Origin of the sequence: Mesorhizobium sp. AR07 (genome assembly GCF_024746815.1) — a bacterium.
Taxonomy (GTDB): domain Bacteria; phylum Pseudomonadota; class Alphaproteobacteria; order Rhizobiales; family Rhizobiaceae; genus Mesorhizobium.
The window spans coordinates 55,877-69,993 of sequence record NZ_CP080529.1 but is presented as its reverse complement, the minus strand read 5'-3'; the positions used below and the strand labels follow the sequence as shown (position 1 = coordinate 69,993).

Annotated in this window: 9 protein-coding genes and 1 pseudogene; 5 read left to right on the top strand and 5 right to left on the bottom strand. The window is 60.7% G+C overall.

Annotated elements, in window-relative coordinates; genetic code table 11:
• Positions 1 to 33: 33 nt before the first annotated feature.
• From BPNPMPFG_RS41410 to BPNPMPFG_RS41395, 4 genes are all read right to left on the bottom strand, one after another.
• Positions 34 to 942 (bottom strand): nucleotidyltransferase and HEPN domain-containing protein, encoded by a 909-nt coding sequence (locus tag BPNPMPFG_RS41410; protein ID WP_258599403.1) that lies wholly within the window; start codon positions 940 to 942, stop codon positions 34 to 36.
• 816 nt (positions 943 to 1,758) lie between these two features.
• Positions 1,759 to 2,004, bottom strand: a complete 246-nt coding sequence (locus BPNPMPFG_RS41405) for a hypothetical protein (RefSeq protein WP_258599401.1) — start codon at positions 2,002 to 2,004, stop codon at positions 1,759 to 1,761.
• 454 nt (positions 2,005 to 2,458) lie between these two features.
• Positions 2,459 to 5,029 carry a caspase family protein gene (locus BPNPMPFG_RS41400; RefSeq protein ID WP_258599399.1) on the bottom strand — a complete coding sequence of 857 codons (2,571 nt, stop codon included), beginning with the start codon at positions 5,027 to 5,029 and terminating at the stop codon, positions 2,459 to 2,461.
• A 375-nt stretch (positions 5,030 to 5,404) separates the two neighbouring features.
• On the bottom strand, positions 5,405 to 8,431 hold the full coding sequence (locus BPNPMPFG_RS41395; RefSeq protein WP_258599397.1) for a caspase family protein: 3,027 nt from the start codon (positions 8,429 to 8,431) through the stop codon (positions 5,405 to 5,407).
• A gap of 282 nt (positions 8,432 to 8,713) precedes the next feature.
• Here BPNPMPFG_RS41395 and BPNPMPFG_RS41390 point away from each other — a divergent pair, with 282 nt between their 5' ends.
• The 5 genes and pseudogenes from BPNPMPFG_RS41390 (at position 8,714) to BPNPMPFG_RS41375 (ending at position 11,919) form a co-directional block, all read left to right on the top strand.
• Positions 8,714 to 10,150 carry a CHASE2 domain-containing protein gene (locus tag BPNPMPFG_RS41390; RefSeq protein WP_258599396.1) on the top strand — a complete coding sequence of 479 codons (1,437 nt, stop codon included), beginning with the start codon at positions 8,714 to 8,716 and terminating at the stop codon, positions 10,148 to 10,150.
• A 29-nt stretch (positions 10,151 to 10,179) separates the two neighbouring features.
• Positions 10,180 to 11,136 carry a hypothetical protein gene (locus BPNPMPFG_RS41385; protein WP_258599394.1) on the top strand — a complete coding sequence of 319 codons (957 nt, stop codon included), beginning with the start codon at positions 10,180 to 10,182 and terminating at the stop codon, positions 11,134 to 11,136.
• A 198-nt stretch (positions 11,137 to 11,334) separates the two neighbouring features.
• Positions 11,335 to 11,577 (top strand): annotated as a pseudogene (locus BPNPMPFG_RS43580) (FAD-binding protein); the annotation flags it as partial.
• Positions 11,578 to 11,648: 71 nt separating this feature from the next.
• Entirely contained in the window at positions 11,649 to 11,789 is a 141-nt protein-coding gene (locus BPNPMPFG_RS41380; RefSeq protein ID WP_258599554.1) for a hypothetical protein, read from the top strand.
• Entirely contained in the window at positions 11,761 to 11,919 is a 159-nt protein-coding gene (locus tag BPNPMPFG_RS41375; protein ID WP_258599512.1) for a BBE domain-containing protein, read from the top strand. Before BPNPMPFG_RS41380 ends, BPNPMPFG_RS41375 begins: the two co-directional genes overlap by 29 nt.
• Before the next feature lie 1,049 nt (positions 11,920 to 12,968).
• Here BPNPMPFG_RS41375 and BPNPMPFG_RS41370 read toward each other — a convergent pair.
• Positions 12,969 to 14,048, bottom strand: a complete 1,080-nt coding sequence (locus BPNPMPFG_RS41370; RefSeq protein WP_258590135.1) for an IS630 family transposase — start codon at positions 14,046 to 14,048, stop codon at positions 12,969 to 12,971.
• Positions 14,049 to 14,117 lie beyond the last annotated feature (69 nt).

Sequence of the window (14,117 nt, the reverse complement as noted above, 5' to 3'; positions counted from 1 at the left end):
ACGCAGTTAAGATAACAAATCGACTGCGTGCGACTAGGCACCGGCCGCTTTTCTCACCCGCTCCAGATGCTCCAGACAGACCAGTTCAGCGCACTTGTGGAGTACTGCCGTCCGCTCGCCCAGCCAGACGAGCGCCTCCTCGCTTATCAGGTAATGCTTGGAATAGCGGGCCTTCACGTAGGCTTCATTCAGTGTGTTGAACCAGGCGCGATGACGCTGCTGCTCACGGGGCCACGCCTCGAACAATCGCCGATCCTGGTCCTCGGCCAGAGACCGAAGGAAAGTGAGCTTATGGGACGGGGGACTGTAGTTGGTGAGCACCAATAGCAGTGTCGAATAGGTATGCTCGATAGCTTGATGCAAAAGAAAAGCTGCTGTTTTCGACAGGCCTTTTTCCATGCCGGCATCGAAGAGTTGTAAGAAGTCTCGCGCCCCTGGGAACCGGCTCTCAAAATGTTCTTTGGCTGTCTCATACACTGCTCTCGGCGTGAGCGGCTTGGGTTCGGCCAGCGGCTCATCGTCGAGTTCGTAAAGGACAATGCCCTCGCGGCGGATGTCGGTGAAAAAGTACTGCCCCTGCCGCAGCGCCGTGTTCACGAAGCGCCGGCTGTGTACGATGAAGCTGGTTGGCGTCTTGATGGCGCGATCGCGCTCCAGCCGATCCTTGGCTTTGTACCAATAGGCGAAGTCGGAAAGCTTGTTGTTGTTGACGATCACCAGCAGGTCGAAATCGCTGCGATAGCCCTTCATCGTCAGCGGCTCGTCGACCCAGTTGCCGCGGGCATAGGAGCCGAACAGGATGATCTTCAGGATGCGGCCGCTCTTCTTCCAGTCCGCGCTGCTTTCTGCCAGCGCGTCCTCGAATTCGGCATGCAGGATTTCGACCACTCGGGCCAGCTCCTCCTGCTTGTGCTCCGGCAAATGATCGATGCTGGTTTTCATCCTGGTCGGTTCAAATGTGGTGAACGCAGATGCGCGTCGATGTGGTCGTTATAGCAGGCTTCGGCATGTGGGAAAGGCCACCGGAGCTCGGCTTTGAGCGATGGATTCCAGTGATGAGCAAACGCTGCTGAGACGTCGACAAATCGCTACGAGGGCAGCGCAAAAGAGACTCACGGCCAGCCCGAACTACCGACACATTGTGCGGTTGGCCCGGGTCCAGACCCATCTGGCTTTTTGTTATCGTTGGTTTGTTTTGGCCTTATGACGCCTCCGAATGCGGAATTCGCATACCACCAGTCCTTCTTGATGGTAGCCGAAAGACTTGACTGCCAACGCCGCGCGCTTGGCGGCCGGCTCGGTGGTCTCGCTTTTATGTTAGTGCAATGTGCGGACCACCGCGGCGGGGACAGTCGGTCCCGCGTCTCCGCCTTCGGTGGTCGCTATGCTGACGCTCCTACGGCTGTCCGGTTCACCGCCGCGGCGGAGGCGAATTTCCTCCATCCCGCGCGCGAAGCTCGTCCGACCTAACGGACGCGCGCGGGATTCCGGTTTATACGCCCTCTATCCTTCGCGCACCGGCTGCCGCCGGACGCAGAATTCGTGATAGGGGGAAAAGTAAGTCGCTGTCCGCGTGATGGCGGCCGGATCGACGTGCTGCGAAAGGCACCACGCCGTTTCCAATTGTCGCCGTAGTGCCAGAGGCCATCGGTGTGGTGCACCGAGGGATGTCCAGCGGGCGGCTCGGAACCCTTCTCGGGCGCGATCGTCGCGGGCGGTTTGCCGCAAGATAATTCAAATATACCTCGGTCTCGGTCCCTAGTCGACTGCGCGTGTTCCCTTGATCGGCACCATCGAGCCTTCCAGCTTCGCCGGCTTGTTCTTTTTCAGTTCCTCGTCTCGCCTGGCTATCCGGCTTTCGAGGTTTGCGATCCTCTCGGCCAAAAAATAGCGGCCTACCAGAAATCCACCGCCGCCGAATAGGACGGCAAAGGTGGCAAAAGCCACCGGGTTGGCGAGAACCAGCGCCGCGTTCGCTTGCAGAAAATCAATCACCTCTTGCATCAGGCGATTTTACCAGAACTGAGAGGCCGAGCGAACAGCGCGACGGGACGGTTGTATTCAGTCAAGCTGGCGGCGGCCAAGACAGGCGCGGCTAGGCACGCCCTCGCCGCGGGCAAAGCTTTGTGCAAATCGACAGGCCCGCCGCCGGCCGGTGAGCGGGCCATTAGCTTCGGCGGGTGGAGGCCTACCGGGCAGCAAAGTGCCGTTCGCTTCCGACGGTGATGACTAGCTGGCTTTACCTGGATCGGCGACCTACGGATTCATAAACAACTGGACGGCGCTGGGCGGTGTCGCTCGCTGTTCGCATCGCCGGGATTGCGGGGTAGATGAGCGACGACTTGCCCATGCCACCACTCACGTCCATCCTCACTCACGCGAATTCCTTCCGGCCTTGGCTACTACCGTCCAAAGCTATACCGCTACCCACTCTCCGCGGCGCGGCTGGGCAAAATTGCTACTTCAACGAGGCAAGCGCCTTATCGATCTGTGCCATGTGTTCCCTAAAATACCCGTCATATTGCGGGTAGCCCGCGTCGCGGTAAAATGTCCAGGCTGTTTGCATCGCCTGGCGCGCCTCGCCGATGAGCTTCGCATCAGATCTGTCGCGGCCGAGTATGAGCAGCGCCTCGCCGACGCTGCCTTGGAGCGACGCCCATTGCAGCGGTGCGCTCTGCCGCGTCCATTCCTTCAGAGCCTCCTGATACGAAGCGAGCCCGGCCTCGATGGTTGCCTCGTCCCCAGACCGCTCGCCGGTGACCACTAGCGTGCGCCCCAGATTGTTGTGTGCGGTTGCCCAGTTGAAAGGCTCGCGCTCGCGTGTCCACTCTTCCAGCGCCCTGCGATAAGCCTCGGTAGCCAGCTCGAGGCTTGCCATCCCGGTCTCTCGTTGGCCAATCGAGAACAGCGCATTGCCCAGATTGTTCTGGCCCGCGGCCCACCAGAGAGGCACGCGCTCACGCGTGTTTTCGCTCAGTGCAGCGGTATAGGCTTGTACGGCCTTGTGCAGCAACTCGCTGTCATCAAGCCGATCGCCGATCGCCCATAGTGCACTGCCGAGGCTATCCTGGACCCCAGCCCAGGAGAGTGGGTCGAGGTCGCGGGTCAGCGTCGTCAAGACGTCCTCATAGGCTTTGACGGCCTCGCGCAGCCGGTCGGGCTCATTGCCACGCAGGCCGATCCAGGCCACCGCGTCTGCCTCGCCCCGGCGTGCCAGCGCCCATTTGAGAGGTTGCTGCGCCCGCGAAATGACCTGCTGGGCGGAGCGGAAAGCCACGGCCGCCTGCTCATATTGCTCCGGTCCGCTCTTGCGCGTTCCAAGCGATATCAACGCCGTGCCGAGATTGGATTGGGCCTCTGCCCAGAGCGAAGGATCGACCTGTTTGATGCCGCTGGACACGATGTTGGAGAAGATGCCTACGGCCTGCTCCAGCGACGCGGAGTCACTCTGGCGTTCCCCATACATAAACATCGCCAGGCCGAAATCGTTCTGGGTCATCACCAATTGGGGTGTCAGGTGATCCTGAGGAAGTAGTTTGGCCGCTTCGGTAAATGTTCGCATCGAGTCTTGCAATGCCTTGTTGTCGCCGCGAAACGTGCCATAAGCGCGAATAGCATTGGCTTGCGCCAGCTTGTAATGCCAGGCGAGGCCAGCATCCCATTTCTTCACCTGTTCGAAAGCCTTGCCATAGTCGTCGGCGGCCTTCATCTGCTGGAAGGCGAGGAAATACGTATCGCCGCTGCGGCTGTAGACTTCGGCGAATTCGATCCGCCTGGCCTTCACGTCGGCCTCCGCCTGATCGACGGTTTTGGACAGTTGCGCGATGCGCGCCTTGGCCTGTTGCTGAAACTGGATCGCTGCTGTCACGGCACCGTCGGCAAGCGCCTTTTCGGCGAGATTCGACAAGCGCACGATGTCCACGTCAGTGCTCTTCAGCGCCTGCCTTTCCGCAATGATGGTCTTGAGACGCTCGGTCTGGCCGCGCAGCAGCTGATCCAGTTCGCGCGGGTCGCTCGGCACATCGGTGCCAAGTGCCGCCAGCAGACCATAGAGCGTGCCGAGCGGAACGGCTTCTGAATTTGCGGCGGCCTCGACGATCCGCCTGGTGTCAGGAGGTGTGGCGGCGATGGTGAGCAGCAGCTTGCGGTGTTCGCCGCGGATGGCGGCATCGTCACCCGTCGCCTGCTCCGGCGACAGTCCGAAATAGAGCAGCCGGCGCAGGCTGGCATTGGTCCATGGCCGCTGGCGGCCGCCGGTCTGTACATAGACTTCTTCGGCCACCATCGTCATCACGTCACCGAAGGCAAAGCCGCCGGCGGCGAGATGTTTTATCAGGGCTGCGGCATAGGGGCTGTTGCCGCCGGCATCGCCGTCGAGCGCGGCGTGGCCGGGTTCGGCGGCAAAGCCGATCACCTCGCCCAGGCTCTGCGGCGCGTCAGTGGCGTCGGCGAGAGGGGCAGCTCCGCGCGTCAGGTCGAGCCCGGCGGCGGCGACCGACGCCGAGCCGGAAACCGTGGTGATGGTTGCCCCTGCCGGGAATGGATTGGTGCGGCAGGCATCGAGCAACACGATGGCGACGGGAACCTTGGCCTTCAACTCGGCCAACAGGCCCGACAAGGCTACGAGGTTCTTGCCGGCGTCGGCGAGCGACGACGGATCGGCGCTGACCGGCACCAGATAGTTCTCGCCGCCGGCCTCGATGCCATGTCCTGAATAATAGAGCAGCGCGACGTCGGCGCCGGCGGCATCCTCGACGAAGCGTTGCAGGCTGCGGTCGAGCTTAGCCTTGTCACCATCGGTGACGGAGGTGACGTCGAAGTCGAGTTCGCCGAGCAGGCGTTCGACAGAGCGAGCGTCGTTGGCGGGATTGGGCAGGGCAGGCAAATTGTCGTAGTGGGACTCGCCGATGACCAACGCCACGCCGCGCATCGGCTTGGCGTCCTCGGCTTTGGCTGGAGCGTGTGAAATTATGGCGAAGAACAGCGCCAGCAGCGCTGCGAATATGCTCCCGCTAGGCCGGCCGACCATCCTCATCCTTCCGCCCGAAAGATTCAAATCCGCCCCATGCTAGTGCGCCGACCCTGGCGGCTCAATGGCGCAAGAGCGGCGGGACTTAGACATAGACGGCAGATCCGCCGAACCGCTTAGCCCTCGTACGGAAGTCTCCGGCCGCCGCCGCCAAGCCTCCGATCTGGGTGACGTAACCTGAAATTCACATATCAAATTCAAAATTAGATAATGCGTTTCTTCATCCTATTTTCTAGCTGGGTAATATTCTTCGCCTGGGACCTCGCTGCCAACCGTGGCGAAGTCACGATGGGCCTTGGTATGCGAGTCGTTCATCTAGCCTATCGGTTCGGGATCATGTGACTAAGGATCGTGCGGCCGCTGGCGCACTCACGATCATGGGCCGTCATGCAATTTCGCAAGCTTTTGCTGGAGCACGCGCAATCGATCGGCGAAGTAAGTGTCGTGCTGCCTCTGGCCCCCCGTCTGGAAGGCACGCCATGCAGCTTCGATTGTGCTGATGCCCTGAGCGAATTGCGTGGCGGATCCCGCGCGGATCGCCATGTCGATCTGGATCTCGCCGATGATGTCTGTGATCTGTGCCCATTGTACCGGCGCCTGTTCGCGGGGGTATTGCTCCAGCAAGACTCCGTAGGTCGCCGCCGCTTTTTCGAGGTTTTCCACGCCAGTCTCACGTTGGCCTTCGAGCTTCAAAGCCCACCCAAGGTTCGATTGCGCCGCCGCCCAGTCGGAAGGTGAGTGCCCACGGGTATAGACTTCGAGAACCTGGCGGTAGGCGGAGACGGCCTCCGCGAATGACTGCACCCCTTCCTCGCGCTGACCGAGCATACCCAATGCATTTGCTAGATTGTTTTCGGTGATGACCCATTGCTCGGGGATCTTCTCCCGGGTCAGCTCTGTCAGGGCGGCCCGATAGGCGGCTACTGCGTCCTTCAGTGGAGCAGCGCTAGTATCGCGCGTCGCCAGCGTCACCAGCGCCTGAGCCAAATGATTCTGAGTCCCTGCCCAGTCGAATGGCGCGCGTTCCCTCGTCTGTTCTTCGAGGGCAAGACGGAAGGCGCTGGTCGCTTGCGTCACAAGCGTCATGTCGCTTTCAATTTTGCCTAGATAGTGCAGGGTTATACCGACATTTGACTGCGCAGCTGCCCATAAAAGGGGCGTCCGGTCTCGTGGAAATTCCTGCAGCGCTTTGCCATACGCATCTAGAGCCTCTCGTAGCGACTCCGGCTTACCCTCAACTTCACCAAGAATCATGAGAGCGTTACCAAGGGCCGCCTGGTTGGTGGCCCAGGACTGGGGCGATATCGTGCGTTCAGTTTCCGACAGCGCATCGCGATAATTCGAAATAGCCGCTAGCAAGGGTCCTGATTTTTGTTGCCGGTAGCCCAGAAGCCAGAATGCATTTCCTTGGCTCGTCTTGATCGATGCCCAGTCGGCAGGTGCTCTGTCGCGCGTGTAGGTCTTGAGGGCTACGTCGAACGCGGCAATGGCCTGCTGCAGGTCTGTAAGATCGCTTGTGCGTTCGCCGAGCGCAAGTAGCACGGTTCCAAGGTCGACCTGGATGGCAGTGCGCTGGGCTTGCGTAAGGTCCCGTCCGAAGTCAGCGAGTATCGCCCGATAGGTTTCGGCGGCCTCGCCCAGGTGTTTTGGATCGCTTTGCCGTTTTCCAAGGATATAGAAGGCTCGCGCCGTATTGATGCGAATGGCGACGGCATTGGATGCGCTGAGATTGCCTCCCTCACTCCGAAACATGTCCTGGCTATCCTGCGCCGCCTGTTCGAGTGCATTGTTGTCGCCTTCGAAATCGCCTAGCGCGATCAGCGATCGAACTCGGTCGTTCCTATAATTTATCGCCAAGTCGTGGTCCCAAGTGCGCACTTCCTCGAATGCGCGTTGATAGTCCTGTGCCGCGCTGAGATGTTCGAACGCTATCGCATAGGCCTGCGCGCTCTTGGCATAGACTTTGGCAAACTCGATGTGCCGCGCCTTTAGGCTGGCCTCGACCGTGCCGATGACTTTTTCCAACTCGCCGACGCGCACTTTGGCGCGCTCGTTCAAAGCGATGGCGGCATCGAGTGCCCCTTCACGGATCGCATTGTCGGAGAGATCGGCTAGACGTCTAATCTCTGGGTCGGAAGTCTCAAATGTCTGGCGCTCGGCGAGAATGGATTTGAGCCTGTCACTCTGCGCCTTCAGCACCTTGTCGAGTTCGGCCGGGTCTTTAGGTACATTGGCGCCGAGCGTTCGCAACAGACCGTACACCGCGTCCATGGGCACCCCGGCGGCTCCCGCGCTGACCTCTACTTGTTTGCGCTCAAAATCCGGCAGGCCCGCAATCGTGAGCAGAAGCCGCCGGCGTTCCTTGAGGATGTCGCCCTCGTCTCCCTCAGGCTCAGGGGCAGTCTTGCCGAAATAGAGAAGTTTGGTGAGCGACTCGTTGACCCAAGGTCGCTGGCGGCCATTGGTCTTAAGATAGACCTCTTCCGCCACCATGCGCATTACGGTGCCGAATTCCTCGCCCGACATCGCCGAAAAATGCTTCAGTACGGCCGCCGCATAGGGGCTGTCAGTGCCGGGCTGGCCGTCCAGAGCAACCTTGCCCGGCGCGGCCGAGAAGGCGATGACCGTACCGGCATCGTCATCGGCCCCGCCTGCAGAACTATCGCGAGCGCTAAGAGCTGCTGCCCCGCGTGCCCCGCCAAGGCCTCCGGCTGCGATGGCTATCGGTGCGGAGCCCGAGGTAAGTCGCATGGTTGCACCAGGTGGGAAGGGATTGTTTCTGCAGGCATCCAGCATGACAATGACTACAGGCACCCTTGTCCTGAGTTCATCAAGCAGGGTCGAGAGTGGCACTAGCCTCTCGGTGGCATCGTTGAGGGAAGCAAGGTCGGCGTCGACAGGAATGAGAAAGTTCTCGCCCCCGGCCTCGATGCCGTGGCCGGAATAATACACGACCGCGACGGCAGCGCCCTGGGCGTCTTCGGCGAAGCGTTCCAGGTCGCGCTTGAGCTTGACGGCGTTATGGTCAGACGAGACGGCGACGTCGAAGCCGAGGTTGCCGAGCAAACTCTCGATGGCATGAGCGTCGTTGGCCGGATTGGTCAGCTTTGGCAGATAGTCGTAGTCGCTGTTGCCGATTACAATCGCCACGCCGCGCAGTGGGCCACCCTGCTGCGCCGAAGCCGGCGGTGCGAACAACACCATTATTGCCAGTGGTGCAAACAGCAGCCTTGCCGAAGGCGTCAGACTCGCCGTTACGAAACGGCGATAGAAACGCATTGTGTTGAGCGGGAAGAACGCTGGAAACCCCATTTCCGATATTTCCGAGAAACAGCCCCTATGCAGGGTCAAGGTGAACTGCGTTAAAATCAAGGCCCAGCCCGAGGGAGTGTCCGTCTCCAATCACCATCGCTAGCCATCAGGCTGTGATCCTCTCTTCCAGGCGATAACTGATATCGGCAATCAGACACATCCCCCGTCAGTTCCCTGGAGAATGCAGACCTTATCAGCCAATTGACTCGCGGTTGGCGTGAACTCATGATTTATCGTTAGATTTGAGCGTGCCGCCGACCTCCAAATTCACGAAGCCAGATCGACGTGAACAACGAACCAAGCTCGCATCCATGGCAGAACTTGTTTCGGGCATTTGCAATAGAGTGGCTATTGCTATGCGCGTTGGCGCTTGTGGTCAGTCTCGTCATGACGGCGCTTGGCCATGTCGAAGCCGTCAGGTCGCTCGACCGCAATGTCACCGACGTTATCATGCGCGAACTGGCGCGGGAACGGCTGGCCGGTGCCCAGTCTGAGACGAGCAAACGCTACGTCTTTGTCAGTGTCGGTGAGGCGACGTGTCGTATTTGGGCCAAGGCCCGCGGTGAGGCCTGCGCTGCCGGCTTCGAGACACCTCGCGACGAACTCATCGAAATGTTAAAGGCGCTTGCTAGCGCCAACGCCGGCCGAACTCCGATGAAGCTTGTGATGCTCGACGTCGAGCTCGCCCCGCAGCAGAGTGAAAAAGCGAGCGCCACCGACAAGCTGCTGTGCGCCGAGACTTATTCGATCGCGAAGTCGATCCCTGTACTGGCCGTGCGGCCGGTGGTGAGCGAAGCCTCGAATCCGTCACGGCCGATTGCCCAGGCCTATCCATCCATTTTCGACGACACCAAATGCAGTCCCGATGCTTCGACATCGTCACATCCGGATCTCTGGTTTGCGTCCCCGCTGCTCCAACCCGATCCGGACAATGTCGTGCGCTCGGTCTATGCCTGGCACCTGATACGCGGGGATACGCCCGCGGCGGCGCAGCGCATTTCCGGCTTTGGACTGCTTGGCGCCGCGCTGACGGACGGACAAGTCGACCGAAGCGGTCTTGCATGTCTGTTTCCAGCGTCGCGTCCCGGCTCGAGCGCAAAGTGCGAAGCCAAACCCCTCAATCTGGCAAACCACGTTTACGAGCCGTCGGACAACCACGACTTTTCGGTCCTGCGGATCCTGTTTTCGCTGCCGTCGGATCCGGGCAGCGCAGTTGCAGCGACCTACAGCTACGCGCCATTCGTTTTCCAGACCATCGAAGCCTACGAGTTGCAGCAGCGCTTGAGCGAGAACCCGTCGCTGCTGGACGGGGCTGTCGTCGTCATCGGCGGCGGCTACGCGGCCTCCGGGGATCTGCATGCAACGCCTCTGGGCCTGCGCATGCCAGGCGCAATGGTGCACGCCAATGCCATTCGAGCGATCGCCGCCGGAACCTTGGTCGACGAGTATGAAGGCTGGGGCTGGGAGCTGCTGCTGATCGGCCTTGCCAGTTTGATCGGCGCCGTCTTCCACGTCGCCGGCCATCAGGCACATGAGCGGCTGCGATCGCCTTTCAATCACATCGCCAAACTCGTCCTGGCCGCGCTTTCGATCGTCGTCACCATCCTGGCGGTATTTATTCTTGGGGCCGTTCATGGGTTCGCTAGCCTTGCGGCTGGCACAGCCATAGCTGTCATGTCGCCGATCATTGCCGTTGCCTTCGAGGGAATGTCCTCTATCCTGCAGGTCATCCGAGAGGCGCTTTCCGCGGCCCTGACCTGGGCGCAGGCGATTGGAAGCCGCCCGCATACTCCGCCGGCTAGCGAGTGAATTCTGCTGACGGGCCGCTAGGGGGCACGATGGTGGTTGATAAGCGCTTCGAATTACGGAATGGGTTCGAACGGTTTGCCTTGGGCGCCGCGATGGCTGTCGCCGTGGCCCTGTCCTGTGTGCAAGCTGCCTTGGGGCAGGACGAGAAACCACCTCTTTGTGAATGTGGCCCCAACACCCGTGCGAACGTGATCAAGGTCGAGCGGCAGGCCGGAGCTGACACATGGCTCAGCGTCGAACGGGGCGTCGATATCCAGCCGGCAAAGGCCGGCTGTTTCCTGCAGCCGGGCGATATTGTGCGCCCAGGCGCCGGTGTGAGCGCTGAGATCAACATGCCGGACAACACCGTGCGTTCCGTCAGGTTTCCCGATGTCGTGGAAATACCCGAGGTCGCCGTGACCTCAAGTTTTCAACGCCTCATGGACTTTACGCTGGGTATCATCGGCAAGGATTGGCAAGAGACGCGCGATATGGCAGCTGCCATTGTTGGCGACACACGCGAGACGATACCCTCTCAATATCTGATTATGCCGGGCGTCTATGCCGTTGGCGAACAGTCGATCGACCCCAGCCATACGCTTTCCATCCGCTGGGTCGGCAGCACGGCGCCCTATTCGATTTCCATGGCCAAGGAAGATGGCGGCGCCGCGAAAGTGCTGGACGTCACTGACGATCGTCACGCGAACCTGACGATGTCCGGCGTCGAGCCCGGCGTCTACACAGTCGAGATCAAAGGTGCCAACGGCATATCCCTCGAGCTGCCTGTCCGCCTCGTGGCCGCCGAGGATGTCCCGGTGCTTGAAGGCGCCACCATCGACGAGCCGTCGAGCCAGGAGTATCGGCTGGAAGAGGCTTTATTCCTGCTTCGGCGCGCGCCCCCGACATGGCGAGTGGAAGCCATCTCGCGCTTGCTGGTTCTGGCCAGTGAGAACCAGGATTTCTTTGCTCAAGCCATCGTTGGCCTGGAAAACATCACCAGGAAATAGGCTGCGCCGGCAGGCGACATCATTTCGAAGGCACGACGCGAAATCATTGATGTCCGTCTCGGTTGGTCATTTACGGATGATCCGCAGAACAAGATCGGAGTCTACGAATTCATGGGGCGGCCAGCAATAAGTTACGTGATAAACGCTACCGTCATCTGAGCTCCGCACCCTCGCGCTTGCCGAAACGCGCTCCAGCCGGGCCTCGGCAGCGTCGACGACGCTCTGGTCATCGACATGTCGCTGATCCGCGGCCGTGCGTGTCGACCCGAAGGCAGGCGCAGTCAGGGTTGGTGCGGGGTGCGTGACCGGCGAAGTGGACCACGCCACGCACGCTTTCGGCCTCGCAGTACCCTTCGGCATCATCTCGACCACTGAGGTGCTGGGTTGACGCTCTCAGGCGGCCACGGCTATCTCAGCCGCCAGTACGGGCTCGCCGCCGATTTCAGCGATGCACCTCTATCCGATCGACGGCGCGGTGCACGCGCCGCAAGACGGACGCCCAGGCCTGGAATATGCGCGATTCCCTCTGGTCGATGGCAATCGTCGGCGTCAGCCCCGCTGCGACACAGGCGTCGGTGCCCAAGCAGTGGACGCGCAACTACTGGACGGCGGTGCAGCCCTACAATCTGGCGGGCCTTACCCCAATTTCATGATGGAAGTGAGGGCGAAACACGCCTCAAGGCGACTTTCGGCAATAACTTTTCGCGGCCCGCCACCTTGAAACGGAAATGCGACCCGCAGAACCTCTTCGGGGTCAATCACAATATCTCACCGGCGATGTAGCGCGACGATCATCCACGCCTCGGAAATTCCGATTTTGGGTTTTATTGGATTTTGAAGGCGCGATTAACGTGGACGTTGCGCGAACGGCGCAAGTGCCCATGTCGTCCGCACCTTGGTTTTCCAGATCGGGACGAGATGCCAGTGGCTCCTACTTAGGCTTGAGTAAGGATCCCGTGGACTTCCTCCGCGATCGAAATGGACCGCAAGTGCTTGGTCGACTGCGCACAATACGGCGTAACGCTCAATCTGGTCGTCGGACAGCTCGCAGTCAGGGACTTTGTCTCGCACGGACCGCACTGCTGAAAAGGTTGAAATGATGCGTCCGGGAGCACAGCAGCCGACATACCCCTGCACAGCGTCGACGACGTCGTCAGAAATAAGAAAGTTAAAGTGCCGCGAGTTAGGTGTGGTGGAAGCTACGGTCCGGTCTAGCATTTCGCCTTCAGAAAGCCCCAGCCGAGGGTAGCAGGTAGATGGATGTATCGGCAAGCACGGATCGATAGCATTCTCCGCAAACGGACGAGATAATATCCGTGCAAATGCGGAGATTGGCGCCCGCATTCTCCGCAAATTGGGGACCCGATGGGCCGCGGGTGGCCCTCAACGGTTGCACACAACCGGTCGGGAGCAGTTCAGCTCGTCTGTCGACGCGGCGGGCCTCCAGACTGGCGCGGCAGGTCACCTCCCAAGGAGCGGCGCCTTCTCATTCCAGCCAGTCGCAGTGGTCCCTATGATGGGAACCAGCGACGCCTTCAGCTTCTTCGCCGAACGCCCAGACAGGCTTCGACTTGTGGGAAGGAGCGCCCGTGCCGGCTTTGAGCGATGGGTTCTCGTGATGAGCAAGCGTCGCCGCAGCCTCGACAAATCGCTGTGACGGCAGCACGAAAGAGGCTTAGGTTCAAGCTGAACGACCGTCACATGGTAGCGGCCGGCCTGGTGTGAGTACCCATCTGGGCTTTGTTGTTATAGTTGGCTTGTTCTGGCATTCTGGCATCTGAAAATGTGGGATTCGCCATACAGCCAGGCCGTCTTGATGGCAGCCGAAAGACCTAGTGGATGGAATCTAACACTTGGTGCCCACGTTTGACGGCAGCAATGATTTTGTCGGGATCGGCGGTCCAAGTGAAGGGTTTGGGTTGCTGGTTGTGCTCTGCCACGAAGCGGTTGATTGCCGCCTGGAGGTCGACGACGGAGTGGAAGACGCCTCGCTTGAGACGACGCGTGGAGAGTTTGGCGAAGAAGCCCTCGACGGCATTGAGCCACGAGCATGAGGTCGGCGTGAAGTGGAAGGTGAAGCGCTGATGGCGGTCGAGCCAGGCACGCACCTTGGGGTGCTTGTGAGCGGCGTAGTTGTCGAGGATGACATGGACCGCCTTGCCGGCCGGCGCCTCGGTGTCGATGGCGTTGAGGAAGCGGATGAACTCCTGGTGGCGGTGACGCTGCATGTTGCGGCCGATGACGGCGCCGTCGAGCACGTTGAGAGCGGCAAACAGCGTGGTGGTGCCGTGCCGCTTATAATCGTGCGTCATGGTGCCGAGCCTTCCCTTCTTCATGGGCAGGCCGGGCTGGGTGCGGTCCAGTGCCTGGATCTGGCTCTTCTCGTCGACCGACAGCACGATGGCGTGGGCCGGCGGATCGACATAGAGGCCGACGACGTCGCGCAACTTGTCGATGAATTTCGGATCGTTGGAGAGCTTGAACTGCCGCCAGCGGTTTGGCTGCAGCCCGTGCGCCTTCCAGATGCGGCGCACCGCGCTGGCGCTGATGCCGGCGGCCCTGGCCATCATGTCGGCGGTCCAGTGCGTCGTTTCCCCTGGCGGGTCGTCGAGCGCCAGCGCCACGACGCGCTCAGCGATCTCAGGCCCGAGCGGCGCAATGCGCGAGGGACGCGTCTTGTCGCGCAGCAGCCCCTCGAAGCCTTCCGTGGCGAAGCGCTCCTGCCAGCGCCACACGCAGGTCTTGGATTTGCCGGTCCGCCCCATGATTTCGATCGTGCCGGCGCCGGTGGCGCTCAACAGCACGATCTCGGCGCGCCACACATGCTTCTGCGGGCTGTTACGATCTTTGACCAGGGCAACCAAACGCCGATGGTCAGAAGGCGAGACGGTGAGAGATATTCCTGTGCGCATACCGCAGACTCGCACGCGCTCAGCCAAAAGGGAATCCCGATCCGGACTCTTATGTCAGGCGGAAACCAC

Excerpts from the sequence above, each read along its gene's own strand:
- BPNPMPFG_RS41385 (WP_258599394.1), top strand. The coding sequence starts at position 10,180 with ATGGTGGTTGATAAGCGCTTCGAATTACGGAATGGGTTCGAACGGTTT.
- BPNPMPFG_RS41400 (WP_258599399.1), bottom strand. The coding sequence starts at position 5,029 with ATGGTCGGCCGGCCTAGCGGGAGCATATTCGCAGCGCTGCTGGCGCTG.
- BPNPMPFG_RS41370 (WP_258590135.1), bottom strand. The coding sequence starts at position 14,048 with ATGCGCACAGGAATATCTCTCACCGTCTCGCCTTCTGACCATCGGCGT.
- BPNPMPFG_RS41405 (WP_258599401.1), bottom strand. The coding sequence starts at position 2,004 with ATGCAAGAGGTGATTGATTTTCTGCAAGCGAACGCGGCGCTGGTTCTC.
- BPNPMPFG_RS41380 (WP_258599554.1), top strand. The coding sequence starts at position 11,649 with ATGCGCGATTCCCTCTGGTCGATGGCAATCGTCGGCGTCAGCCCCGCT.
- BPNPMPFG_RS41410 (WP_258599403.1), bottom strand. The coding sequence starts at position 942 with ATGAAAACCAGCATCGATCATTTGCCGGAGCACAAGCAGGAGGAGCTG.